This is a genomic window from Pseudomonas sp. AB6 (assembly GCF_034314105.1).
In the GTDB taxonomy this organism is placed as follows: Bacteria; Pseudomonadota; Gammaproteobacteria; order Pseudomonadales; family Pseudomonadaceae; genus Aquipseudomonas.
The window spans coordinates 500,276-524,361 of the sequence record NZ_JAVIWJ010000001.1 but is presented as its reverse complement, the minus strand read 5'-3'; the positions used below and the strand labels follow the sequence as shown (position 1 = coordinate 524,361).

Genomic DNA, 24,086 nt, shown 5'->3' with positions numbered 1-24,086 from the left:
CGTGCTGGAATTGAACAAAAGCAGCACAGCATGACAGGGTAGTGAAGCTATAGAACAAACGCTTGTCGCGAACGGGTAGTCACATCTGTTTTTTGACTCGGCGTGGTGAAAAAAAGATCGCTGTATCTAAAAAGGCACTGCCCAAGCAGGCAGTGTCTCAACCGGCATTTATCTGCTGCGCAGCTTAACGATTGCAGACGTGCCAGTGCTTGCGATACGGCGACATATTCGGTCATCGGTACGTAAAAGGTGCGTAACGGCGTCATGAGAGAGCGAAACGAGGATTAACGATTAACGCCAGAGGGTGCAACAAACGAACCCTTGAAAACCTGAGCCTTCCACTGCGGTATCATCACGCCCTGCCCGTTTTCGATAGCCCGGAGTCCAATCATGCTGATCAACACTGCAAGCATCATCGTTAATCCTTGCGACGACGAATACGACGACATGGCTATGCTCAGTTGCCACGGCGAAACCGGCGATCTGTTTTTACTGACACGCTTCCCGGACGAGACCCAAGTGGAAATCACCGTGGGCGATGACAAATCACTTGAACTGAAGAGTCTGAAAGCGACCCTTAGCGCTGAGCGCCTGCTGATCGAAATCGATCCTGAGGACGCTAAACAACTGGAAGGCCACACTGAGTATGAGATTCGTCACGGCATGTCAGGAGCCGACCTGCAGGAAGTGGCCGAAACCCTACAACTGATTCTTGATGATGTGGGCACGTACGTCAGTGAAATTGACTGATTGACACCGGACGCATGAGTGTGACCGGCAAACCGCTTCGCGAACACGCTCGCGCTTACAGAGGATCTGTGCGAGGCCGGAGCCGATCACCCCTCCGAAAATCCAAAAAAACCCTATAGCCGTTAGTCGGCACCGCTCGGATGGATTAAAGTACCCCCCCCAGCTTCGGCGTCATTTGGCGCCGCTGATCATCTGCCAGGAACAGTCATCCGATGGAACATCGTGAAGCGCTGATTGCGCTGCGAACTTTTCTTTCAACGCAGATTCTCGGCCAGGAAAAACTGATCGAACGGCTGCTGATTGCCCTCCTCGCCGACGGCCATATGTTGGTCGAGGGCGCACCGGGTCTGGCCAAGACCAAGGCGATCAAAGAACTGGCCGAAGGCGTCGAAGCGCAATTTCATCGGATTCAGTTCACCCCCGACTTGTTGCCTGCCGACATCACCGGCACGGAGATCTACCGCCCCGAAACTGGCAGCTTCGTGTTCCAACAGGGGCCGATTTTCCACAATCTGGTGCTGGCCGATGAAATCAATCGTGCGCCAGCCAAGGTGCAATCGGCGTTGTTGGAGGCCATGGCCGAACGCCAAGTCAGTGTCGGGCGCAGCACGTATGAACTGTCGCCGCTGTTTTTGGTGATGGCGACCCAAAATCCCATTGAGCAGGAAGGCACTTACCCACTGCCCGAAGCCCAGTTGGACCGTTTTCTGATGCACGTCAAAATCGGTTTTCCGGACGCCGCCGTCGAACGCAAAATCCTACAGCAGGCCCGTGGCGAAGCGCTGAATGGCGAAACCAAGCCCGAGCGCCGGGTCAGCCAGCAGGCGATTTTTGCCGCGCGCAAAGAAATTCTCGGCCTTTACATGGCCGACGCCGTGGAGGAGTACCTGGTGCAACTGGTAATGGCCACGCGTACGCCGGCCAAGTTCGACCCAGAGATGGCCGACTGGATCGCCTATGGCGCCAGCCCCCGTGGCTCAATTGCCCTGGACCGTTGTGCACGAGCTCACGCATGGCTGGCCGGGCGTGACTTCGTCAGCCCGGAGGACATTCAAGCGGTACTGTTCGACGTGTTGCGTCATCGCATCATTTTGTCGTTCGAAGCCGAAGCCGCCGGAATTGATCAAGACCGTGTAATCCAGCGCATCCTCGACGTTGTGGCTGTCGCCTGACACCATGCAACCGCAGCCGATTGCCGACCCCGGAATTCGCGTCAGTCTCGACGAACTGATCGAGATGCGTCATCGCGTGCGCGAAGTGCAGCTGTTTTCCACACCCGGTCAGCGCAGCCCACTGATCGGTCTGCACCACTCGAAACTGCGCGGCCGAGGCGTTGACTTTGATCAAGTGCGGGTCTATCAGGCCGGCGATGATGTACGCACTATCGATTGGCGCGTCACCGCCCGCACTCAAGAACCGCACACCAAGCTGTTTCATGAAGAACGCGAACGGCCGATTTTCATCCTGGTCGAACAAAGCCGTCGGTTGTTTTTTGGTTCCGGACTAATGTTCAAATCAGTATTGGCCGCTCAAACCGCCGCGCTGATTGGATGGGCAGCGCTGGGCCATAACGACCGGGTCGGCGGACTGGTGTTCGGCGACCATGAGCATTACGAAATCAAACCTCGGCGAAGTAAACAAAGCCTGTTGCAACTGCTCAATCGATTGGTGCGAGTCAACCAATCGCTAGACACTGAAATCGCCGCCGACCGTGATGCGTTCGGCATCGCCTTGCGCCGTGCCCGTGAAGTATTAAGGCCCGGCAGCCTAGTATTTGTGATTTGCGATGAACGAGCGATTTCCGACGCCGCAGAGCAGCAGTTAACGCTGCTTTCACGGCATTGCGACCTACTACTGTTGCCGTTGTCCGACCCACTTGATCACGCACTTCCCGCAGCTGGCTTGTTGCGATTCGCCGAGCGTGGCGCGCAATTGGAACTCGACACCTTGAATCCAGATTTGCGTCTGGCTTATCGCGCTCAGGGCGAAGCACGGGTTGCGCGCTGGAAATTGCTCGCGCAAAAACTGCGTGTGTTGTCGATTCCGCTCAGCACAAAAAGCGGAATGGTCGAGCAATTGCGCGAATACCTGAACGCCCAGCGCCCCGGTAAAAAACGATGAGCAGCCTGGAGCAGTTGCAACCGCTGATATCGCCTTCGGCAATCGACATTTGGCCGCCGGCACCAGGCTGGTGGATTTTACTGGTTTTATTGCCGCTCGCCGCATGGGGCGTGTTGTGGCTTCGTCGTTATTGGTCGGGGAAGCGCCTGATTGTCAGGTCCGAGCAGCCGCTGGACCCACTGCGCCTGGCCGCACTGGAAGAACTTGCACACCTACCCAAACCTTATGACGGTGCACCAGCGGGTGCATGGTTACAACAACTCAACGCACTGCTCAAACGCCTTTGCCGCAACCACTACCCCTACAGCCAAAGCCACACCCTCAACGGTCGCAAATGGTTGGCGTTTCTGGACAACCGGTGTCCCGCTGCGGGCCTGACACGCTGGATGATATTGGTCGAAGGTGCCTACAAACCAGAATGCAAACTCGACGACAAAGCCATTACCGGCCTGAATCAGGCGGTCGATACCTGGATTCGTAAACATGTTTGAACTCGCCTGGCCGTGGATATTCATCCTGCTGCCACTGCCCTGGTTATTGCGGGTGTTATTGCCTGCGGCAGATAGCGGCGAAGCAGCACTGAAAATTGGATTTTTGAGCGAATTGGAAGAATTAGCCGGGCGACGAGCGCGGGCGAATCTGCCCGCATGGCGTCAGCAAGCCCCGTTCATCTTGCTGTGGCTGTTGTTGCTAATGGCAGCGGCACGCCCGCAATGGCTGGGTGATCCGTTGCCAATTGCCGCCAGTGGCCGCGACTTGCTGGTGGCAGTGGATGTTTCCGGGTCCATGGACTACCCGGACATGCGCTGGAACGACGAAGACGTCAGCCGTTTGACCTTGGTCAAGCACCTGTTAGGGGATTTTTTGTCCAGTCGCCAAGGTGACCGCGTCGGCTTGATTCTGTTTGGCAGCCGCGCCTATGTTCAGGCACCGCTGACCTTCGACCGACGCACAGTGCATGTCTGGCTGGATGAAGCAAAAGTCGGCATTGCCGGTAAAAATACTGCCATTGGTGACGCTATCGGTCTGGCAATCAAACGTCTGCGCCAACGCCCGGCGCAAAGCCGCGTACTGATTCTGGTTACCGATGGTGCCAACAACGCCGGACAAATCGATCCGGTAACCGCAGCACGTCTGGCCGCTGGCGAAGGCGTGAAAATCTATACCATCGGCATTGGTGCTGACCCTAACCAAGGCGGTTCGCTGGCCATGCTTGGCCTTAGCCCCAGCCTCGATTTGGACGAACCAAGCCTCAAGGACATCGCGAATATCACCGGCGGCCAGTATTTTCGCGCCCGCGATGCCCAGCAATTGCAAAAGATCAAACAGACCCTCGACAAACTCGAACCTGTCGCTCAACAACCGACCCAGGCGCGCCCGGCGCAGGTGCTTTATCGCTGGCCGTTGGCGGGCGCGTTATTATTGAGCCTGCTTCTGGTGGTAAGAGAGCGCTGGCCGAACACACTGTTGCAGCGGTTTTTCAAACAAAAAACGCTCCTGTCCTCCAATGAACAATGGCGGCAGCGGCTCAAGCGTTTGCGGAGACGTCGATGATCGCGCTCTGGCCGCACTGGCTTCGGCCCGTCTGGTTGATCCTGGTACCAGTGCTGGCATGGCTGCTCTGGCAATTGTGGCATCGGCAACAACGCGCCGGCCGCTGGCAGATGATTCTGCCAGCGGCCTTCCATGCGGTGCTGCTCGGCGGTGGCAGGGGCCGCGCAAGCAAGATGCCATGGCTTGTGCTCGGTCTGGGCTGGACGCTCGCCGTGCTAGCGTTACTCGGCCCCAGTTGGCAACGGGTCGAACAGATCAGCCAGAAACCTGCTGATCCGCTGGTGGTGATGCTGGAGTTGACCCCGGAAATGCTGGCCACCGACACGCCTCCCACACGGGTCGAACAAGCGCGACGCAAATTGCTCGATCTACTGCAAAGCCGTAGTGAATCGCAGACCGCTATTGTTGTGTACGCGGGAAGCGCCCACACATTGGTGCCGTTGTCCGATGATTTGGGCACCAGCCGGAATTTGCTCGACGCGCTCAAACCCTCGATCATGCCCGAGGCCGGGCACCGCGCCGACCTGGCCGTCAAAAAAGCCTTGGCCTTGCTCAAGCAAGGGGCACAGGGTCAGGGGCGTTTGTTGTGGATTGGTTCTTCACTCAATGAGCAAGAGCGCGAAGGCATCCTGCAGGTGATGGGCCGAGACACCCCGCCGCTATTGCTACTTGGCATCGGCACAGCTGAAGGGGTGCCAGTCGCCCAGGAAAAGGGGGGATTTCTCAAAGATGACCAAGGCGCAATTCTTCTTCCGCGCCTGGACGGCGTAGGTCTTAAGGACTTCGCCAGCCAGGTTGACGGACTCTATCGCCAAGCTCGCGTGGACGAATCGGACCTGCGGGGCCTAGGCCTACTGGACAGTCCACAGCGACTGCGTAAAAACGGTCAAACGCTGCACTTGGACAGCTGGGACGATCAAGGGGCGTGGCTGATCTTGCCGTTGTTGCTACTGGCTGGCTGCGCTGGCCGTAGAGGCTGGCTATTTTTCCTGCCGCTGTTGTTTATGCTGCCCCAGCCCAGCTACGCCTTCGAACTCAACGACCTGTGGTTACGCCCCGACCAGCAAGGCCAGTATTTGCTCGAAGAAAGTCGCCCTGCCGAGGCAGCAAGGCGCTTTGAAGACAGCCAATGGAAAGGCGTGGCGCTATATGACGCCGGCGACTACACGCGTGCCGCTCAGCGATTCGCCGAAGGTAATACCGCCGCGGACCATTACAATCGTGGCAATGCGTTGGCCAAGGCCGGTGAATTGGAAGCGGCGCTGGATGCCTATGAACAAGCACTCGAACGGCAACCGGATTTGAAACCGGCACTGGCCAACAAAGCCTTGGTCGAACAGGTGCTGGAACAAAGAAAGCAGCGGCGCGACGCCGTGCTTGGCAAGTCCGCCGATAGCAAAGCCGAAGACCTCGGACGGAACGCTCAACCGGGCGCGACCATCGAGCAGCAAACGCCGCAACAACCGACCCCGCCGTCGGGGGATGACACCACCCCCCAGGACCAGGGTCTCAACCATCCGACAGCGACGGCTGGCGGCAATGATGCTCCAGGCTCGCAGCTTGACGACGAGGCCACTACACGACCACCGATTCGCCCCGGTGACACCTCCCTCGACGGCGAGCGGCGTCAGGCGCTGGAGCAATGGTTGCGGCAAATCCCGGACGATCCCGGCGAGCTGTTGCGACGTAAATTCTGGTATGAACAACAGCAGCATCAAGGACCGATTAGATGAGTCGCGCACCCACGTTATTGATTAGCCTCGCCCTTTATTGCGTGGCTTTATCGGCCCAGGCCGCGATGCTGGTGTCCAGCGTCGACCGTGCACTGCTAAACGCTGGAGAAACCGTGGAACTGACGCTGGAGTCCGATAACCCTACCCTGTTCGGCAAACCGGACCTTAGTGCACTAGAAGATGACTTCATCGTTCAAGGCACTCGCCAGGTTAACCATCTGAAGACACTGGGCAGCGGCTCCCAAGCCACGACACGCTGGATCATTACCCTGCTGCCCAAACGCAACGGCACCGTTGTGATTCCGTCTTTGCAATTAGGGGAACTCACCAGCCAACCCATCACGCTGCAAGTTACCCAAGGTGCCGGCCCCGCTAAAAGCAGCACCTTGGCACCCGTGTTTATTGAGGCCAGCGTCGATCAAGACAGTGTCTACGTTCAGGCTCAAGCTGTACTCACGCTGCGCATTTATCACTCAGTTGCGTTGTTTGATGACAGCAACCTGACGCCGCTGGTTATCCCTGACACTCGAATCGAACGACTAGGGGATACGCGCACCTATGAAAAGCTGATCAACGGCGTTCGCCATGGCGTCATCGAAATGCGCTACGCGATCTATCCGCAGCAAAGCGGTAACCTACTGATTCCGGCGCAGGTATTCAGCGCAACCTTAGTGCAAGGCATGCCGAACCAGACTCACGACCAAGGCCAAAACCTCCAGCCGTCGGCCCCGAAGGCGGGCAAGTTGGTGCACGTCAGCTCGACCGAAATTAACCTGTCGGTCAAGGCCAAACCGGCTGACTACCCCGCAGACAGCCCATGGTTGCCAGCCCGTAATGTGAGCCTGAGCGAAGATTGGAGTCCCGAACCCGATCACAGCCTGGTCGGTGAATCCCTGACTCGCAGCCTGACCATCAAGGCTGAAGGCCTGTCCAGCGCACAATTGCCGCCGTTGCCGGCGACCAACGTCGGCGGTCTACGGCGTTACCCCGACCAACCGCAGTTGGCCAACCAGGGCAGCGACCGAGGCTTGATCGGCAGTCGAGTAGAGCGTGAAGCCTTAGTGCCTACCCGCACTGGCGCGATTGATTTACCAGCGGTAGATGTCGTGTGGTGGAACACTCACGAAGATCATCTGGAACAAAGCAGCTTGCCCGCCCGCACGTTGCAGGTCGCGAGCAACCCAAGTCTTTCTGTCGACACGCCGGTAAACACCAATAATGGTCTGGGCCTGAGTAGTCCGCTGCTATGGCCATGGCAATTAAGCACCTTTCTATTGGCCGGTTCGACCCTGCTTGGCTTCGGGCTCTGGTGGCGGGCGCGCTGGCAACCGGCGGAAGCACGGGTGGTACAAACCGGCCCAAGTCCACGCACAGTGCTGGATGAACTCAAACGCGCCAGCCTGGCCAATGATCCGCAAGCGACCCGCCAGGCACTAGACGCATGGGCACGTCAGCAACCAGAAACCCTGGCCGGCATGGCCGCGCGGTTTGTGCCATTGTCCGACGCACTCGACGGACTGAACGGCGCGCTATATAGCGAAACAGGCCACGACTGGCAAGGCGCAGCCCTATGGAGCGCCGTGCGCACCTTACCCACCAGCGAACGAATCCCAGACCCGGCGACCGACACCAGCCTGCCGCCGCTGTACCCGAAATAACCGGTCAACGGCTAGACGCAGTGCCCCTGTGGGAGCGAGTTGATTCGCGAAATAGGCCACGCGGTTCATCAGACATATTGCGTCGTCGCCGTTGCAAATGAATTCAGTACCACAGGGAATCGCCAAGTTTTGATCTGCTTGGATACACGACCCAAACCGCTCGACACAAGGACCTCTAATGCGTCTGTTTCACACCTCCGATTGGCACCTCGGGCAGAACCTCCACGGTCAAGAACGCGACTACGAGCACGGCTGCTTTCTAAGCTGGCTACTGGCCCGAATCGCCGAACGTGAACCCGATGTTCTATTGATCGCGGGCGATATTTTCGACACCGTTAATCCGCCGGTCAAAGCCCAAGAGCGCCTGTACGAATTCATTGTCAGTGCCCATGAGCAACAGCCACTGCTGACCATCGTGATGATCGCTGGCAACCACGACTCCGGTTCGCGCATCGAATTACCCGCGCCATTGATGCGCCGTTTACGCACCCACGCTCTGGGCCGAGTGTTGTGGCTCGATGACGGGCAACTGGACGCCGAACGCCTGCTGCTGCCGTTGCCTGACAAGACCGGGGCAATCGGCGCCTGGTGCCTGGCGCTACCCTTCTTACGCCCGGCCGAGGTCACCGGCGCCACGCTGGGGGATGATTATCTGCGAGGAATCGGTCGCGTTCATGAACTGCTGATCGACGCCGCCAACCTCAAGCGCACGCCAGGACAAGCACTGATCGCCATCAGCCACGCGCACATGGCCGGTGGTTCAGTGTCGGAAGATTCCGAACGCAGCTTGATCATCGGCAACGCCGAAGCGCTGCCCGCCAGCCTGTTCGGACCGAGCATCACCTACGTTGCCCTCGGCCATTTGCACAAGCCGCAGAAGGTCAACGGCGAAGACCGCATCCGCTACAGCGGCTCACCGATCCCGCTGTCGTTTTCAGAAATCGGCTACCCGCACCAGATTCTCGACATCACCTGCGACGGCGACCAACTGACCAGTGTCGAACCGATCCTGATTCCCCGTGCCGTCAACCTACAGCGGGTCGGACCGGCGCCACTTGCCGAGTTGCTGCTGCAACTGGCGTCGTTGCCCAATATCGACCTGCTAGCCGACATAGAACGCCAGCCATGGCTGGAAGTGCGAGTGCGTCTGGACGAGCCGCAACCGGACCTGCGCCATCAGATCGAAACCGCGCTGCAAGGAAAAGCCGTGCGCTTGGTGCGAATCGGCGCCGAATATGCGGGCAAAGGCGATGCTGAAGGCAATGACAGCGGCGCAGGGTTGGTCAATCTCGATCAACTGAGCCCACAAGAGTTGTTCTGCCGTGCCTGGCGGGATAACTATGGCACCGAGGTCGATGAGCAAACGCTGCAAGACTTCGCCACGCTGTTGCAAGACGTACAACTGGAGAGCGAACAGCCTTGAAAATTCTCGCCATCCGCCTGAAAAACCTTGCCTCGCTGGCCGGCCCGTTTGAGCTGGACTTCACCGCCGAGCCCTTGGCCAGTGCCGGTTTGTTCGCAATCACTGGGCCCACCGGTGCAGGTAAAAGCACCCTGCTCGACGCACTGTGTCTGGCCTTGTTCGGTGCCATTCCTCGGCTGAATAATATCGGCCAATCCAAAGTCCCGGAAATCGACGGCGACATCAGCACCAACGACCCGCGCACGTTGCTGCGCCGTGGCACCGGCAGCGGTTATGCCGAAGTGGATTTCGTCGGCATCGACAACCGTCGTTACCGCGCCCGCTGGGAAACCAACCGTGCCCGGGACAACGCCAGCAAAAAGCTGCAAGCCAGTCGCCAGACCTTGATCGATCTGGACAGCGAACAGGTGCTCAGCAGCCAGAACAAAACCGAATACAAAACCATGCTCGAAGCGCGTTTGGGGCTGAACTTCGAACAGTTCACCCGCGCGGTGATGCTGGCGCAAAGCGAATTCAGCGCGTTCCTCAAGGCCGATGACAAAGAGCGCAGTGAACTGCTGGAAAAGCTCACTGACACCGCGATTTACAGCCAATTGGGCCGCCGCGCCTACAGCAAAAGCAATGAAGCAAAAAAGGCCCACGACGACCTCAAATCGCTGGCCACAGGGATCACCCCGCTGGAACCCGAGGCCCGCGCCGATCTCGATAAATGCTTTGATGAGGCCCAGCAACAATTGAAAGCCCAGCAAGCGCAGTTCAGGCAGCTTGAGCTGCAACAGCAATGGCTCAAGGTGCTGGTTCAATTGCGCAACGAACACCAGAGCGCTGCCCAACAGCTAACGCAAGACCAATTGAGCTGGGACAGTCAAAGTGCCGAACGTTTGAATTTTTCGCGGCTGGAAAATCTTGCGCCGCAGCGTCATCAATTCGCTCGACAGACTGAGCTGAACAGCCAAATCAGCCCGTTGGCGGCAAAGATTCAGCAGCACCTTGTGCAACAAACTGCACAGAACACGCAGCAGGATCAGCTTGAAAAAGTGCGCCTCGACGCTCAGTCCGCCGCGCTTAATGCCCAGCAACAACTAACCGAGGCCAAACCACGGCTTCAGCAAGCCTTCGATACGCAAGGCAGCGTTACGCGGTTAATTCAGGAAATGAATCAGGCCACTGAACTCAAGCAACAGGCCAAGCAAAAAACCGCGCAAGGCCAACGCACGCTGGGCGATTTGCTTGAGCAACAACAACGCGTGGCTGAACGGTTAGAGCTAATCGCCGCGCAGCTTGAGCACAGTGCTGGATTGGCGCCGCTCAGCGCCGCATGGGACATCTATCACGAACGATTGAAGCAACTGATGCAAATCGGCGGTCGGCTGAATAAAGGCACGATTGAGCTCCCGCAACTCGAACAAAGCGCCGCCAGTGCCAACCAGCAACTTACCGAACAACGCAATACCCTTGAGCTGCTATACCGTGAAGCGGGCGCGCAAGCACACGCGGTTGGCGAGCAGATTCAAATTCTCGGCAGCCTGTTGCAAGACAATCGCAAACAGCAACGCGCCTTCGAGGACCTCTCGCGGCTCTGGGCCACTCAGCAACAGCTCGACCAGCGCGTGCTGGAGCTGACGCACAAGCAGCAGGAAGCTCAGCAACAGCGCGAACAGCTCAACCGCGAAGGCTTGCAGGCCAAAAGTGAATTGACCAATGCCGAACACACCCTGTCCGTCACCCGCCAGTTGCTAGAACGCCAACGCATGGCCCGCAGCGCCAGTGTCGAAGAACTGCGCGGGCAATTGCAAAATGACCAACCGTGTCCGGTGTGTGGCAGCCACGAACATCCTTATCACCAGCCTGAAGCACTGTTGCAAAGCCTGACTAAGCATGACGAAAGTGAAGAAGCCAATGCGTTGAAGATCGTGGACACCCTGAAAGACACATTGGTCGACCTGCGCGCCACGGTCGCTGGCTTGATCGCGCAGCAAAAAGAATTCCTGCAACAGCAAGAGCAACTGGCGACTCAACAGCAGGCCTTGGCGCCGAACTTCGAAGCGCATCCGCTGAGCGCTCGGCTGCTGGAACAGGATTTCGCTAAACGTGATAACTGGCTGACTCAGCACCTGAATCAGTTAGCGCAAAACATCGCCCAGGACGAACAGCGGCAGAATGCTCTGCTTACGCTGCAAAAAGACGCCGCCTACCTGCAACAGCAGCTGCAAATCGCTACGCAATCTAGCCAAGCGGCCACTCAACAGCTAGCCGATCAACACCGTCAATTGGCCAGTGATCGAACCCGTCTGGAAGAAGAGCTGGCCGCATTTGACACCCTACTACCGACCGAGATCCTTGATGCCCTGCGCACTCAGGCCACCACGACCGTCATGCAATTGGATCAGCAGGTGACCCAGCGTCTGCAACAGCTGGAGCAACAGGGCGAAGAACAGCTCGAACAACGCAATCGTCAACACAAAATCGAGCTGGAGCAGGCGCAGCAAACCGCCCGGGTCCAGGAACAGGAAAAGCTGCAACAACACTGCGCCGCCTTGGCCGATCAACAGCAGGTCAGTCAGCAACAATTGAGCGAATTGCTGGGCGAACACCCTAGCGCCGAGCACTGGCAGCAACAGTTGGAACAGGCGGTCGAGCACACCCGACACGCCGAAAGCACAGCGGGCCAAGCCTTGCAGGATTCGCGTAACGTACTGACCCAACTCAGCGCCGAACTCAAGTCCGAGCAAGAACGCCTTAACAGCATCGAGCTGGAACACCGCGAGCTGAGCCTTAAAATCGCTGAATGGCGCAGCCGTCATCCTGAACTGGACGACAGCGGTTTGGCGCAACTGCTCAGTGTTGACGATGAACAGGTCAATCACCTGCGGCAACAGTTGCATCACAGCGAAAAGGCCGTTGAGCAAGCCAAGGTTCTGTTACACGAACGTGAGCAACGCCTGCAAATCCATCAAGCGCAACACGAGGGCACGCTGGATGCCGAGCAGCTGGACAGCGCACTGGCGCAGTTGCACAGCCAAACCGCCGTCGGTGAACAGCGATGTGCTGAGTTGCGCGCCCAACAGGCTGACGACCAGCGCCGACAAGACGCCAATCAGGCGCTGTCGCAGCAGATTGCCGAGGCTTACGTGCAATTTCAGCGCTGGGCACGCTTGGCGACGTTGATAGGTTCGGCCGAAGGCGACAAATTCCGCAAGATCGCTCAGGCGTATAATCTTGACCTGCTGGTACACCACGCCAACGCGCAATTGCGCCAACTGGTGCGACGCTATCGGTTGAAACGCGGCGGCAGCATGCTTGGCTTATTAGTGATGGACACCGAAATGGGCGACGAGCTGCGGTCCGTGCATTCGTTATCCGGCGGCGAAACGTTTCTGGTGTCCTTGGCCTTGGCCCTTGGATTGGCGTCGATGGCATCGAGCACCTTAAAAATTGAATCCTTGTTCATTGACGAAGGCTTCGGCAGTCTTGACCCGGAATCGCTGCAACTGGCCATGGACGCCCTTGATGGCTTGCAAGCGCAAGGGCGCAAGGTCGGAGTAATTTCCCACGTGCAGGAAATGCACGAACGGATTCCGGTGCAGATTCAGGTTCGGCGCAAAGGCAACGGCCTGAGTACAATCGAGGTCAGTGCGTCATAAAATCCGGGTATTCCCGAACGCAGACTACATATTCGTGTCGTACAAAACCGATAACCGGAATTTTTGTGCGACCCTACACACCCACGGCGCGACCCGTCGCGCCCTGTTCAATGAGAAAGGTAGAACCATGTCCAATTCAAAAGTATTTTTCGACATCACCGCCAACGACGAGCCTATGGGTCGCATCGTTATGGAACTGCGCGAAGACGTGGCGCCAAAAACCGCTGAAAACTTCCGTGCCCTGTGCACCGGCGAGAAAGGCGAAGGCCTGACCTTCAAAGGTTCATCTTTCCACCGTGTGATCACTGACTTCATGCTGCAAGGCGGTGACTTCACCAACCATAACGGCACCGGCGGCAAGTCGATCTACGGCGAAAAGTTCAAGGATGAAAACTTCACCCTCAAGCACACTGAGCCAGGTCTGCTGTCGATGGCCAACGCTGGCCCGAACACTAACGGTAGCCAGTTCTTCATCACCACCGTCGTCACCAGCTGGTTGGATGGCAAACACGTGGTGTTCGGTAAAGTAGTCGAAGGCATGGACGTGGTTAAAGCCATCGAAGCCATGGGCTCGAAGTCCGGCCGTACCAGCAAAAAAGTCACCATCGCTGACTGCGGTCAACTGACCGAAGAAGCGTAAATGACAGCGTCGGTGGTTGCGCTGAACACGGCGACCCCGACTCTTTACTCTTTCCGCCGCTGCCCCTACGCCATGCGCGCTCGCATGGCGTTGTTGTACTCGGGGCGAGCGGTGGAGATAGTCGAAGTCAGCCTCAAAGACAAACCCGCATCCCTGCTTGCCTGCTCACCCAAAGGCACGGTGCCAGTGTTGGTGTCTGGAAGCGGCGTGATCGATGAAAGCCTGGCGATTATGCGCTGGGCGTTGGCCTACAGCGACCCTGATGACTGGCTGTTAGCGCAGGATGATCTGGCTCAGCAACACATGGGCGAATTGATAGAAGAAAACGATCATGTGTTCAAAAAGCATTTGGATCGCTATAAATACGCAAATCGTTATCCCGAACATTCCCAAGAACATTACCGTGATATCGGCGCAGTATTTTTGCAGTCGCTTGAAACTCGATTATTGCAGCACACGTTTTTAGCCGCCGACCACATTACTCTGGCCGATGTCGCACTGGCGCCCTTCGTACGGCAGTTCTGCTTTGTCGATCCGGAATGGTTTTGGCGGGGTTCTTATCCGCACCTGGGGTGCTGGCTTAGAGCATTTCTAGATTCGAACCTATTTATAGCCGTTATGAAAAAACCTTTGTAAAACATGGCGAAGGCTGCTGAATGCATTTGGCTGCTAAAGCAGACGAACCCATTCCCCGTTATCGGTATTATCGTTAACGGGGAATGGGTTCAATTTATAACGACTGCATTTATTGAATCTTATGATCCAACGCCGCGTAGAAGTTCGCGCTTTTCTGCAGGTATTTTGCGGTGTAAGTCTGGGTGATGCTGGATTTTTTCTGATGCATCTCAACACTGGCGCTGGCAGGCAGAGCGACGGTGGCGGAGATAGCGGATGCTGCAATGATGGAAAAAAGATTGAAGTTCATTTCAGTAAGCCTCGATGTTCGGTTTGGGTAGCTGCCGTTTAAGGCCGTTGAGTCAAACTTACGCCCGAGGGTTCGATGTCAGAAATGCTTTGTGCTACTAGACCATATCAGTCCAATTAATAGAGGCTGCAGCCCACGTTGTACGGGGCTGCAGCATCCCACTCAGGCGTTATCGAGTGATGAACCTGAAGTCAGAGGGTGAATCGAAATCCATTTTTTGAACGGTATCACCCAGCAACCCGGTCTTTGGATCAAGGCGAACCGTGACAATCTGGTTGCTTTTCTGATTTGCAATCAGCATGAAATGCCCGCTGGGATCGATGCTGAACTCACGGGGTTCTGTACCTTCAACTGAACGATGCTGAATTTCTTTGAGCTTACCGTTGGCGGAATCAATGGCGAACACCACCAGTTCATTAACATCGCCGCGATTCGCAACGTAGAGGAACTTGCCGTCGGCTGAGCTGTGCAGCCCGCCGCCGCCGACTTTCTGCTTGATGCTCTTGTCGGACAAATCAACCAACTGCGTGCGCTTGAATACCCCGTCGTGGTAATCGAACAGCGCTACTTGCGCGGCCATTTCCAGGGTCAGGTAGGCGTGCTTACCATTATTACTGAACAACAAGTGCCGGGGACCACTGCCCGGCGGCAAGTCCACCGAGGGCGCTTTAGCGGGTTGCAGCGGTTGCGGGCCTTTCCCGGTGTAGTGGAAGACGAACAGCTTGTCCGCCCCCAAATCACTGGCGATCAAGTATTTCCCATCCGCCGACGTCACCGCCGAATGCACGTGTGACGACGCCTGGCGCTCAGGATCAACCTTGCTGGCCGGGTGAGTGACAGTTTGCGATACGTCCGAAAGCTTGCCGAATTTGTCCACCGGCACCACCGCCAGCACGCCGCCTGGATCAGGATTTACGGCGTAGTTGGCGACAAACAGGAAATGCCCGTCTGCGCTCAAGCTGGAGTGAGTCGGCTCATCACCCTTGCTGTCGACCTGGTTGATGGGTGTGACGTCATGGGTTTTGCCATTGATCGCAAAACTGCTGACCTTGCCCACGGTGTCCGTCTGCCCCGGTCCGTTTTCATTGACCGCAAACAGCAAGCGCTGATCTTTGGAAAGAGTCAGCCAGGATGGGTTTTCACTTTTGATCACCTGCCGCGGCTGCGCATCAATCTGCCCGGTCTTGCTGTCGAACCGGTAGCGATAGATACCTTCGCTCTTACCTTGGGTGTAAGCACCCACCAGCAGGTCGTAATCAGTCATGTTTTGCGCCAGGACAGGGAAAGCAGTGAGGCCGCTGGCCATCATCAGCCAAGGCAGAATTTTACGGTTCATGGGCATCTCTCTGGTTATTAGGCTTGTTGGGCGCCGCACGCGGTCAATACTGACCTCCGCTGTAGACAGCGCCCCTCACCAACTAGTTTTATTGCGCCCAAGCGCATGGCCAGAAATGCCACCGAACCTTCACACCGCTTACCACTGTTAACGTTAGATGCGCAGATCAGTCTTGTTCAGCAGGGTCTTCGGAGTCGTCTTCGTCACTTGGGGAAAACGCCTCAAGGCATACCAAGCGGTGATCGGCGTTGCCGTCGGTCAACACCCAGCTTTGCAATTGAGCATCGAAGGTTGCGGCTTCTACTTGCGCCACGCTGAACTTCCACACTTTGCGTTCACGGCCGTCGACGGCTTCGATTTCCAACTGAGTGTCGTTTAGCAAGAATTCAAAGGCGTGCAAGCCGTCGATTTCCAGCATGTGGGGGGTTTGCAAAATGGATAAAAGCGTTGGAGTGGTCATGGAAAGATCGCCTAGGTAAAGGCGCGAATTGTAGGCGAAATATCGGGCCAAGGGTGTCGGATGGATCGGATGCGCGCATATCGACGCAAGCCACTTTCGCCGAGCACTATCTGGACAACCAAAAGGGAGCACTTTTTCACGCAAACTCGGTAGCTTCGGGCACTGAACTGCGCCCCAGACGCTGGATCTATGTCCAACTTCTGGGGCGCAGTTCAATTTTCAGAACAGCCCAGGCTTAATCGCGCTCAAAATTGTGTGGGCGCAGGCTTGCCTGCGAAAGCTTGATGCGGTCTTTGGGGTTAAAGCGCTTTGACCTGCCCCGGCGCATACACCGCTTCAACCGGCGCGATGCCGTTGATTAACGGCGCACCGAAATCGGCTTGGCTGACTTCAAACTGATCACCCGGTTGCGTGCGCACGCCATCGGCAAACGACAGGGTCGCGGTGCCAAAGAAATGAATGTGTACGTCGCCCGGATTGAGGAACTGGTTGTACTTGAAGTGGTGGTATTCGAGATTTTCGAAGCTGTGGCACATGTTGGCTTCGCCGCTGAGGAACTCTTTTTCCCACAGCACTTCGCCATTGCGCCGAATGCGGCTGGTGCCGGAAAGGTTTTTCGGCAGCTCGCCAACTCGCAGTTCCGGGCCGAACGAACAGGCGCGCAACTTGGAGTGTGCCAAGTACAGGTAGTTTTTGCGCTCCATCACGTGGTCGGAAAACTCGTTACCGATGGCGAACCCCAGACGGTACGGCTTGCGATCATGGCCGATCACATACAACCCGCTGAGTTCAGGCTCCTCACCCGCGTCCTCGGCGAACGGCGGCAGCGGAAAAGCGTGCCCCGGGCGCACGATGATGCTGCCGTCTCCTTTGTAGAACCATTCAGGCTGAACACCGACCACACCGGCCGCGGGCTTGCCACCTTCCAGTCCCCACTGAAAAATGCGCATGCTGTCTGTCAGCGTGGCGTCATCCACGGCGTGTTGGTGCATTTTGTCGCGCGCAGAAGCGCTGCCCAAGTGCGTCAAGCCGGTGCCGCTGACCAATACGTGGGCTGGATCGGGATGGTCCAGCGGTGGAAGAATCCGCAAATCCTGCAACAGTTGCGCGTAATCATGATTGGCGCCGAGCCCTTGGCTGTCCACCTGCTCCACCAGGCTTAAGCCCGCTTCAATAGCGGCCATGGCCAATTCACGGACGCTGCCAGCACCTGATATTTCATGTACGCGATCACTGTCGACCACGCCAACGCGACGTTCACCATTGCTCAATTCAAACTGTACTAAACGCATATTCATGTTCCTTACTGAACAGGCACAGTCGCAGGATCGTCCCTCAGGGAAAATCACTATATAGTAATACTATATTAGCCACAACACTTCCAAAAGGCTCCGTTTAGGCTTACTTTAGCCTTCGAAAAAGCCATTAAGTCTTACAATAAGAGTGCCGACGATGCCTGACATGCCTGATAAAAAATTTGTCCTGCGTTCTGCCCAGTGGTTTGGTACTGCCGACAAGAACGGCTTTATGTACCGCAGTTGGATGAAGAACCAAGGCATCGCTGACCATCAATTTCATGGCAAACCGATTATTGGTATCTGCAACACCTGGTCAGAACTGACCCCGTGCAACGCGCACTTTCGCACCCTCGCTGAACACGTCAAACGCGGCGTGATCGAAGCCGGTGGCTTTCCGGTTGAATTTCCGGTGTTCTCCAACGGCGAATCCAACCTGCGCCCAACGGCGATGTTCACCCGTAACCTCGCCAGCATGGACGTAGAAGAAGCAATTCGCGGCAACCCTATTGACGGTGTGGTGCTGCTGACCGGTTGCGATAAAACCACTCCGGCCCTATTGATGGGCGCGGCCAGCTGTGACGTCCCAGCAATCGTCGTCACCGGCGGCCCAATGCTCAACGGCAAGCATAAAGGCAAAGATATCGGCTCCGGCACGGTGGTTTGGCAGATGCATGAAGCCTACAAAGGCGGTCAAATCACACTGGACGATTTCCTTGCGGCGGAAGGCGACATGTCGCGCTCAGCCGGCACTTGCAACACCATGGGCACCGCCTCGACCATGGCCTGTATGGCCGAAGCATTGGGCACTTCGTTGCCGCACAACGCCGCCATCCCGGCCGTCGATTCCCGCCGCTATGTACTGGCGCACATGTCCGGTATGCGTGCGGTTGAGATGGTCAAAGAAGACCTGCGCCTGTCGAAAATTCTCACCAAAGAAGCCTTCGAAAACGCGATTCGGGTCAACGCCGCCATCGGTGGTTCGACCAACGCGGTGATTCACTTGAAAGCGATTGCCGGTCGTATCGGTGTCGACCTGGACCTGGATGACTGGACACGCATGGGTCGTGGCATGCCAACCATCGTCGATCTGCAGCCGTCTGGACGCTTCTTGATGGAAGAGTTTTACTACGCCGGTGGTTTGCCTGCGGTGCTGCGTCGACTGGATGAAGCCAATCTGCTACCCAATCCTGATGCCTTGACCGTCAACGGCAAAAGCATCCGTGACAACGTTAAAGCCGCGCCGATTTATGGTGAGGATGAAGTGATCCGCGCCTTGGACAACCCGATTCGCGCTGACGGCGGAATCTGCGTATTGCGCGGTAATCTCGCGCCACTGGGTGCGGTGCTCAAACCGTCGGCGGCGACGGCTGAGCTGATGCAACACCGCGGCCGCGCGGTGGTGTTCGAGAACTTCGACCACTACAAGGCGCGGATCAACGACCCGGAATTGGACATCGATGCCACCTGCGTCATGGTCATGAAAAACTGCGGGCCGAAGGGTTATCCAGGCATGGCCGAGGTCGGCAACATGGGCCTGCCGGCAAAGCTGCTGGCCCAAGGCGTGACGGACATGGTGCGCATTTCCGATGCGCGCATGAGCGGCACCGCTTACGGCACCGTGGTCTTGCACGTCGCACCGGAAGCTGCAGCGGGCGGGCCGTTGGCGGTGGTGCAAGAAGGTGACTTCATCGAACTCGACTGCGCCAGTGGCCGGTTGCATCTGGACATTTCTGACGCCGAACTGGCTGCACGGCTGGCTGAGTGGAAAGCGCCTGAAAAACTGATATCGGGTGGCTATCGCCAGCTGTACATTGAGCACGTGATGCAAGCGGATCAGGGTTGCGACTTCGACTTCCTAGTCGGCTGCCGTGGATCCGAGGTGCCGCGTCATTCGCATTGATTTGGTGTTTGAAATATTGCCTTCGCGAATGAATTCGCTTCCACGGGTTTAGTCACTCTGTGGGAGCGAATTCATTCGCGAAGAGGCCATCAGCCCCACCACATAAGGGGCGCAATGTTATGATCCGCCGCATTCACGACTCAGGATCAACACGTCCCCCATGGATTACCGTAAGCCCTCAGCCCGCAAAAGCATGCACGCCCGTATCGTTCAGGAAGTCGGCATGCAGATTGTCTCCGGTCGCTTTAAGCCCGACGACAAACTGCCGGCTGAAGCGACCTTGTGCGAAGAATATGCGGTCAGCCGGCCAGTGCTGCGTGAGGCCACGCGGGTATTGGTTGCCAAAGGCCTGGTGTATTCCCGGCCTCGGGTCGGCACGGTGGTCAAACCGCGCCGTGAATGGCATTTGCTCGACCCGGACGTGTTGCACTGGGTCATGCAAAGCACGCCACAAAATGAGTTCTTCGCCCTGCTGACCAGCGTTCGCAGCATCATTGAGCCTGCCGCCGCCGCCCTCGCCGCCCAGCATGCAACGGACGAAGAAATCGCCTCGATCAGCGAAGCGTACCAGCGCATGGACGCCGCGACGTCACCCGAAGAGTTGTTACAGCCTGACCTGGATTTCCACAGCCGAATCGCCGACGCCACTCACAACGACCTGCTCGCCCACTTGAGCAACATGTTGTCGCTGGCCCTGCGCGAAGCATTGAAGCACTCCAATCAGCGACCTAACTTGCATGAGTTGGCGATGCCGCGTCACAAAGCGATCCTCACTGCCATCGAAAACCGCGATGCCCTCGCCGCAAAGCACGCAACGCTGGTGCAGTTGGATGATGCGCAATTTGCACTAAAGCTGGTGTTGGGGCGGGAAAACCAGGGTTAATCTGCGAAACCCAATAGCCCCATTCGCAGGCAAGCCTGCCCCACAAAGATTACGCTGTGGGAGCAGGCTTGCTTGCGAAGCGTTGAATCACTCAGTGGGAAAACAAAGAGTGCCCTACTTGCCCAGCCATTTTCTCCGGTCTGAGCAAGAACCGAGCGATGGCCGGTAACAGCCATAAGGCACCGAACATGTTCCACAGCAACATAAAGGTCAGCATCAGACCCATGTCGGCCTGGAACTTGATTGCTGAGAAAATCCAGGTACAAACACCAATTGCAAGGCACAAACCAGTGAACAGCACCGCTTTACCGGTAGATTTCAGCGTCTGGTAATACGCCTCTTGCAGCGGTAGGCCGGCACGAAGGAAGGTTTCCAGTCGGCTGTAGATATAAATCCCGTAGTCAACGCCAATCCCCACCCCAAGCGCCACCACCGGCAGCGTCGCCACCTTGACGCCAATGCCCATGAACGCCATCAGTGCATTGCCCAGTACCGACGTCAGAACCAACGGCAAGATGATGCACAAGGTCGCAGCCCATGAACGGAAAGTGATCATGCACATGGTCGCTACACAAACGTATACCAAAATCAGAATCGTCAGCTCAGACTCTTTGATCACTTCGTTGGTCGCTGCTTCAATCCCGGCGTTACCCGCCGCCAGTTGGAATTGCAGACCGTCCTTGTCATTTTGCTGAGCGAAGTCCTTAACCGCATTTACAACCCGGTCAAGGGTTTCGGCTTTATGGTCGTTAAGGAACACGAGTAGCGGTGCCAGCGAACAGTCGCTGTTATACAGGCTATCGGCTCGGGCAATGGAGTTGTTCAGCACATCCTTATTGCGCGATAAGGATTCCCATTTCAGGTTGCCCTCATTCATGCCTTTGATCATCTGCTTAGACACCGTCACCAAAGAGATCGCCGACTGTACGCCGGGGGTGTTCTCCATCTTCCAGGTCAGCTCGTTGATCGCCGACATCGTGGGATAAGCCGAACAGCCTTCAGGTGGCGTCTTGACCATTACCACCAATACGTCGGAGCTGGTGGAGTAATTGTTGATGATAAAACGGTTGTCCTTGTTGTAACGCGAATCCGGGCGCAGCTCCGGCGCGCCCTGGTCAAGGTCACCAATTTTAAGGTTCTGGCTATACCAAAGGCCGCCGCCAAAGGCCAGCAGCGCCAGAACAATCGATACCCGAGCAACTTTCGGATTGGCAAAGTTCGACAGCAAACGCCAAAACTTATGCTCACGCACTGCATCCTCTTTACTGCGACTGATCGCCTTCCTGCTGATCCCGACGTAGGAAATGGCCACTGGCAGCAGGATCAAATTGGTGAAGACAATGACGGCCACTCCAATTGACGCGCCAATGGCCAACTCATGGATTACCCCGATGTTGATAATCAACAACGTAATAAACCCCACGGCGTCTGCAAGGATCGCGATCATCCCTGGGAGGAACAATTGACGGAACGTCCTTCGCGCGGCCATCAAAGAGTTTTCGGCCTCGCTGGATTGCAGCGCAATGCCGTTGATTTTCTGTACCCCGTGGGAGATACCAATGGCAAAGATCAGGAACGGCACAAGCATTGAATACGGGTCCAAACCGAAGCCGACCAGGTGCATCAAACCTAGTTGCCAGACCACCGCAATCAAGGTGGTACTCAATACCGCGACGGTACTTCGCACGCAGCGAGTAAACCAGATCAGCGCCACGAGGGTAATCATGAACGCTACACCAAAGAACATCACTACCATGACCAGACCATCGATCAGGTCGCCAACTTTTTTTGCAAAGCCGACGATATGTACCTTCACATTCGGGTTTTGCGCCTGAAACTTGTCGCGAACTTTCTCTTCGAGCTGATGGGACAGTTGCCGGTAATCAAGGGCAAGCAATTTACCTTGGTCTTGTGGGTCAGGGTACGACTCCAATAGCGGAATTTCGACCACACTGGATTTAAAATCGTTGGATACCAAACGCCCGACTTGACCGGACTTGAGTACGTTGTTGCGCAGTAAATCAAGGCTGTCTTCAGAACCGTTGTAGCTTTGAGGGATGACTTCACCGCCGGCAAAACCCTCTTCGGTCACCTCGGTCCAGCGCACGTTAGGGCTCCACAACGACTTCATCCCAGAACGATCAACGCCTGGAATGTAAAACACTTCGTCGTTGATCTGACGCAAAGTTTCCATGTACTCCTTGGTGAAAATATCGCCCTTCACCGCTTCCACGGAAATCCGCACGGTGTTGCCCATGTTGGCCAAGTCGTGGCGGTGCTCAAGCATCTTCTGAATAAACGGATGCTCCAGCGGAATCATTTTTTCGAAGCTGGTCGAAGGCCTCACCAGTGTCGCTTGGTAGAACAGGAAAATACTAACCACCAGGCAGATAAAGATCACCGCAGGGCGATGGTTGAAAATCAGATTCTCAAGACGAGTGGGTTTAGTTTGAGGCGTCAGTGGTTGGTGATTGGTCATAAAAATTCTCGCCTTAATAGGTCTTATTGTTGGACCAGCTCAGCGCCGGTGGGCGAGGTGATGTGGACGCCGCCTTGCCCTACCAGGATCAGATCGCCTTTGTCATTAACGGTCACACCTGCAAGGGAAATTCGATCAGAACGGTTGGTTACCACGAACGTCTGTCCATTATCGCTACTGCGCATGACGCTGCCGCCATTGCCTACCAGCACCAGCGAATCATCGGGTAACAAGGACGCCCCCGACAGGCCAAATTCCAGCGGGCCACGGGCGCCTTTCAAACCAATAGGGGTCCAAGTGTCACCGAAGTTGGTAGAGCGCAGTAAGTTACCGCGCAAACCGTAAGCCAACAGCGTTGCAGGTTTAGCAGTGGCGATAACGCCAAACAGTGAACCCTGATACGGACTTTGCACCCGCTCCCAGGTCTGGCCGTCGTCGGCGGAGCGAAACATGCAGCCTTGTTCGCCAACGATGAATAAGCCGGAGTCCTTCACGTAAGTGATGCCGTTGTAGTGATACTGGTCTTGGTTGTCGATGCGGTCGCTGACATCAGCCCAATGTGCGCCGCCATCGGTAGTGGTCAGCAATGCACCATACGCGCCTACGGCAAATCCGGTGTTGATGTCTTTGAACCAAAGATCCAACAGCGGCGCCTCACGTTTGAGGTCTTCGAACTGTTTGGTCCAGGTGACGCCGCCGTCGATGCTGGCAAGGATCTGTGCATCATGGCCGACTGCCCAGCCATGTTTGTCGTCGGCAAAATAGACAGCCGTTAATAACTGACGGCTTGGCACTGTGGCTTGGGTCCAGGTTTTGCCCTGGTCATCGGAGTACAAAATATGCCCCCGGTCACCCACTGTTACCAGACGCGCGCCAGCGTGAGTAATACCGAGTAATAGGCTACGAGAAGATCGGGATGACAGGATGGATATCTCGGGGTTTTGAGCAGCGGCTTGCGCCGCGTATACAGGCGTGCAAAACACAAACACCGAGAGTACGCCGAGTACACACAACGCTGCCGCCAGGGACGTGCCTTTGTGTAACGTCAATGGGGGGCACAACGCCAACGCCCCATCGAGCTGGGTGCGCCGGCTCACAGGCTCACTCATAGACTATTCCCCTTCTTATTGTTATTAGGTCGACCTTCAAGTGCGCTGAGTAAACAGCTGCAAGCGCTCTAGGAGCACCCTTTCGGAAGCAGGCCTATCCTATCCAGCTTTAGAAACGTATGACAATCGACATGACGTTATCTTTTGTTAAGCCGATACGGCGTGATTATGAG

Annotated in this window: 19 protein-coding genes; 13 read left to right on the top strand and 6 right to left on the bottom strand. The window is 56.5% G+C overall.

Going from position 1 to position 24,086, the window contains the following annotated elements; genetic code table 11:
* The first annotated feature begins 390 nt into the window (after positions 1–390).
* The 11 genes from RGW60_RS02480 (at position 391) to RGW60_RS02430 (ending at position 14,159) form a co-directional block, all read left to right on the top strand.
* Positions 391–750 (top strand): hypothetical protein, encoded by a 360-nt coding sequence (locus RGW60_RS02480; protein WP_322201828.1) that lies wholly within the window; start codon positions 391–393, stop codon positions 748–750.
* A gap of 212 nt (positions 751–962) precedes the next feature.
* The gene (locus RGW60_RS02475) at positions 963–1,922 is read left to right on the top strand and encodes an AAA family ATPase (protein WP_219061506.1); all 960 of its coding nucleotides are present in this window, start codon (positions 963–965) and stop codon (positions 1,920–1,922) included.
* Between the two features lie 4 nt (positions 1,923–1,926).
* Positions 1,927–2,871: a DUF58 domain-containing protein gene (locus RGW60_RS02470; protein WP_322201826.1), complete on the top strand. Its 945-nt coding sequence runs from the start codon at positions 1,927–1,929 to the stop codon at positions 2,869–2,871.
* Complete coding sequence (locus RGW60_RS02465; RefSeq protein ID WP_322201824.1) at positions 2,868–3,362, top strand: DUF4381 domain-containing protein; 495 nt, start codon at positions 2,868–2,870, stop codon at positions 3,360–3,362. Before RGW60_RS02470 ends, RGW60_RS02465 begins: the two co-directional genes overlap by 4 nt.
* Positions 3,355–4,425: a VWA domain-containing protein gene (locus RGW60_RS02460; protein WP_322201822.1), complete on the top strand. Its 1,071-nt coding sequence runs from the start codon at positions 3,355–3,357 to the stop codon at positions 4,423–4,425. The genes RGW60_RS02465 and RGW60_RS02460 overlap by 8 nt, the downstream gene beginning before the upstream one ends.
* Positions 4,422–6,158, top strand: a complete 1,737-nt coding sequence (locus RGW60_RS02455) for a VWA domain-containing protein (protein WP_322201820.1) — start codon at positions 4,422–4,424, stop codon at positions 6,156–6,158. The genes RGW60_RS02460 and RGW60_RS02455 overlap by 4 nt, the downstream gene beginning before the upstream one ends.
* The gene (locus tag RGW60_RS02450) at positions 6,155–7,816 is read left to right on the top strand and encodes a BatD family protein (RefSeq protein WP_322201818.1); all 1,662 of its coding nucleotides are present in this window, start codon (positions 6,155–6,157) and stop codon (positions 7,814–7,816) included. The genes RGW60_RS02455 and RGW60_RS02450 overlap by 4 nt, the downstream gene beginning before the upstream one ends.
* A 178-nt stretch (positions 7,817–7,994) precedes the next feature.
* Positions 7,995–9,239 (top strand): exonuclease SbcCD subunit D C-terminal domain-containing protein, encoded by a 1,245-nt coding sequence (locus tag RGW60_RS02445; protein WP_322201816.1) that lies wholly within the window; start codon positions 7,995–7,997, stop codon positions 9,237–9,239.
* The gene (locus RGW60_RS02440) at positions 9,236–12,883 is read left to right on the top strand and encodes an AAA family ATPase (protein ID WP_322201814.1); all 3,648 of its coding nucleotides are present in this window, start codon (positions 9,236–9,238) and stop codon (positions 12,881–12,883) included. Before RGW60_RS02445 ends, RGW60_RS02440 begins: the two co-directional genes overlap by 4 nt.
* Before the next feature lie 127 nt (positions 12,884–13,010).
* The gene (locus RGW60_RS02435) at positions 13,011–13,523 is read left to right on the top strand and encodes a peptidylprolyl isomerase (RefSeq protein ID WP_322201812.1); all 513 of its coding nucleotides are present in this window, start codon (positions 13,011–13,013) and stop codon (positions 13,521–13,523) included.
* Positions 13,524–14,159 (top strand): glutathione S-transferase, encoded by a 636-nt coding sequence (locus RGW60_RS02430; protein ID WP_322201810.1) that lies wholly within the window; start codon positions 13,524–13,526, stop codon positions 14,157–14,159. It begins immediately after the preceding gene.
* Positions 14,160–14,268: 109 nt separating this feature from the next.
* On the opposite strand, the gene RGW60_RS02425 is transcribed toward RGW60_RS02430, so the two are convergent.
* The 4 genes from RGW60_RS02425 to araD1 all read right to left on the bottom strand — a co-directional run bounded on the left by RGW60_RS02425 (position 14,269) and on the right by araD1 (position 17,536).
* Positions 14,269–14,448 carry a hypothetical protein gene (locus RGW60_RS02425; protein ID WP_322201808.1) on the bottom strand — a complete coding sequence of 60 codons (180 nt, stop codon included), beginning with the start codon at positions 14,446–14,448 and terminating at the stop codon, positions 14,269–14,271.
* A gap of 169 nt (positions 14,449–14,617) precedes the next feature.
* Positions 14,618–15,784, bottom strand: a complete 1,167-nt coding sequence (locus RGW60_RS02420; RefSeq protein WP_322201806.1) for a lactonase family protein — start codon at positions 15,782–15,784, stop codon at positions 14,618–14,620.
* Between the two features lie 166 nt (positions 15,785–15,950).
* Positions 15,951–16,244 carry a DUF5629 family protein gene (locus RGW60_RS02415; RefSeq protein WP_322201804.1) on the bottom strand — a complete coding sequence of 98 codons (294 nt, stop codon included), beginning with the start codon at positions 16,242–16,244 and terminating at the stop codon, positions 15,951–15,953.
* A gap of 299 nt (positions 16,245–16,543) precedes the next feature.
* A complete protein-coding gene (gene araD1, locus RGW60_RS02410) occupies positions 16,544–17,536 on the bottom strand; it encodes an AraD1 family protein (protein WP_322201802.1) in 993 nt (330 codons plus the stop codon).
* A 169-nt stretch (positions 17,537–17,705) separates the two neighbouring features.
* On the opposite strand from araD1, the gene RGW60_RS02405 reads away from it, so the two are divergent.
* Both RGW60_RS02405 and RGW60_RS02400 read left to right on the top strand, forming a co-directional pair.
* Positions 17,706–19,442 (top strand): IlvD/Edd family dehydratase, encoded by a 1,737-nt coding sequence (locus RGW60_RS02405; protein ID WP_322201800.1) that lies wholly within the window; start codon positions 17,706–17,708, stop codon positions 19,440–19,442.
* Positions 19,443–19,602: 160 nt separating this feature from the next.
* On the top strand, positions 19,603–20,325 hold the full coding sequence (locus RGW60_RS02400; protein WP_322201798.1) for a FadR/GntR family transcriptional regulator: 723 nt from the start codon (positions 19,603–19,605) through the stop codon (positions 20,323–20,325).
* Between the two features lie 91 nt (positions 20,326–20,416).
* On the opposite strand, the gene RGW60_RS02395 is transcribed toward RGW60_RS02400, so the two are convergent.
* A complete protein-coding gene (locus RGW60_RS02395) occupies positions 20,417–22,804 on the bottom strand; it encodes an RND family transporter (RefSeq protein WP_322201796.1) in 2,388 nt (795 codons plus the stop codon).
* Between the two features lie 23 nt (positions 22,805–22,827).
* A complete protein-coding gene (locus RGW60_RS02390) occupies positions 22,828–23,913 on the bottom strand; it encodes a WD40/YVTN/BNR-like repeat-containing protein (protein WP_322201794.1) in 1,086 nt (361 codons plus the stop codon).
* Between the last annotated feature and the right edge of the window lie 173 nt (positions 23,914–24,086).

Excerpts from the sequence above, each read along its gene's own strand:
- RGW60_RS02460 (WP_322201822.1), top strand. The coding sequence starts at position 3,355 with ATGTTTGAACTCGCCTGGCCGTGGATATTCATCCTGCTGCCACTGCCC.
- RGW60_RS02480 (WP_322201828.1), top strand. The coding sequence starts at position 391 with ATGCTGATCAACACTGCAAGCATCATCGTTAATCCTTGCGACGACGAA.
- araD1 (WP_322201802.1), bottom strand. The coding sequence starts at position 17,536 with ATGCGTTTAGTACAGTTTGAATTGAGCAATGGTGAACGTCGCGTTGGC.
- RGW60_RS02430 (WP_322201810.1), top strand. The coding sequence starts at position 13,524 with ATGACAGCGTCGGTGGTTGCGCTGAACACGGCGACCCCGACTCTTTAC.
- RGW60_RS02465 (WP_322201824.1), top strand. The coding sequence starts at position 2,868 with ATGAGCAGCCTGGAGCAGTTGCAACCGCTGATATCGCCTTCGGCAATC.
- RGW60_RS02420 (WP_322201806.1), bottom strand. The coding sequence starts at position 15,784 with ATGAACCGTAAAATTCTGCCTTGGCTGATGATGGCCAGCGGCCTCACT.
- RGW60_RS02390 (WP_322201794.1), bottom strand. The coding sequence starts at position 23,913 with ATGAGTGAGCCTGTGAGCCGGCGCACCCAGCTCGATGGGGCGTTGGCG.
- RGW60_RS02470 (WP_322201826.1), top strand. The coding sequence starts at position 1,927 with ATGCAACCGCAGCCGATTGCCGACCCCGGAATTCGCGTCAGTCTCGAC.
- RGW60_RS02400 (WP_322201798.1), top strand. The coding sequence starts at position 19,603 with ATGGATTACCGTAAGCCCTCAGCCCGCAAAAGCATGCACGCCCGTATC.
- RGW60_RS02415 (WP_322201804.1), bottom strand. The coding sequence starts at position 16,244 with ATGACCACTCCAACGCTTTTATCCATTTTGCAAACCCCCCACATGCTG.
- RGW60_RS02475 (WP_219061506.1), top strand. The coding sequence starts at position 963 with ATGGAACATCGTGAAGCGCTGATTGCGCTGCGAACTTTTCTTTCAACG.
- RGW60_RS02455 (WP_322201820.1), top strand. The coding sequence starts at position 4,422 with ATGATCGCGCTCTGGCCGCACTGGCTTCGGCCCGTCTGGTTGATCCTG.
- RGW60_RS02405 (WP_322201800.1), top strand. The coding sequence starts at position 17,706 with ATGCCTGATAAAAAATTTGTCCTGCGTTCTGCCCAGTGGTTTGGTACT.
- RGW60_RS02445 (WP_322201816.1), top strand. The coding sequence starts at position 7,995 with ATGCGTCTGTTTCACACCTCCGATTGGCACCTCGGGCAGAACCTCCAC.
- RGW60_RS02435 (WP_322201812.1), top strand. The coding sequence starts at position 13,011 with ATGTCCAATTCAAAAGTATTTTTCGACATCACCGCCAACGACGAGCCT.
- RGW60_RS02395 (WP_322201796.1), bottom strand. The coding sequence starts at position 22,804 with ATGACCAATCACCAACCACTGACGCCTCAAACTAAACCCACTCGTCTT.
- RGW60_RS02425 (WP_322201808.1), bottom strand. The coding sequence starts at position 14,448 with ATGAACTTCAATCTTTTTTCCATCATTGCAGCATCCGCTATCTCCGCC.
- RGW60_RS02450 (WP_322201818.1), top strand. The coding sequence starts at position 6,155 with ATGAGTCGCGCACCCACGTTATTGATTAGCCTCGCCCTTTATTGCGTG.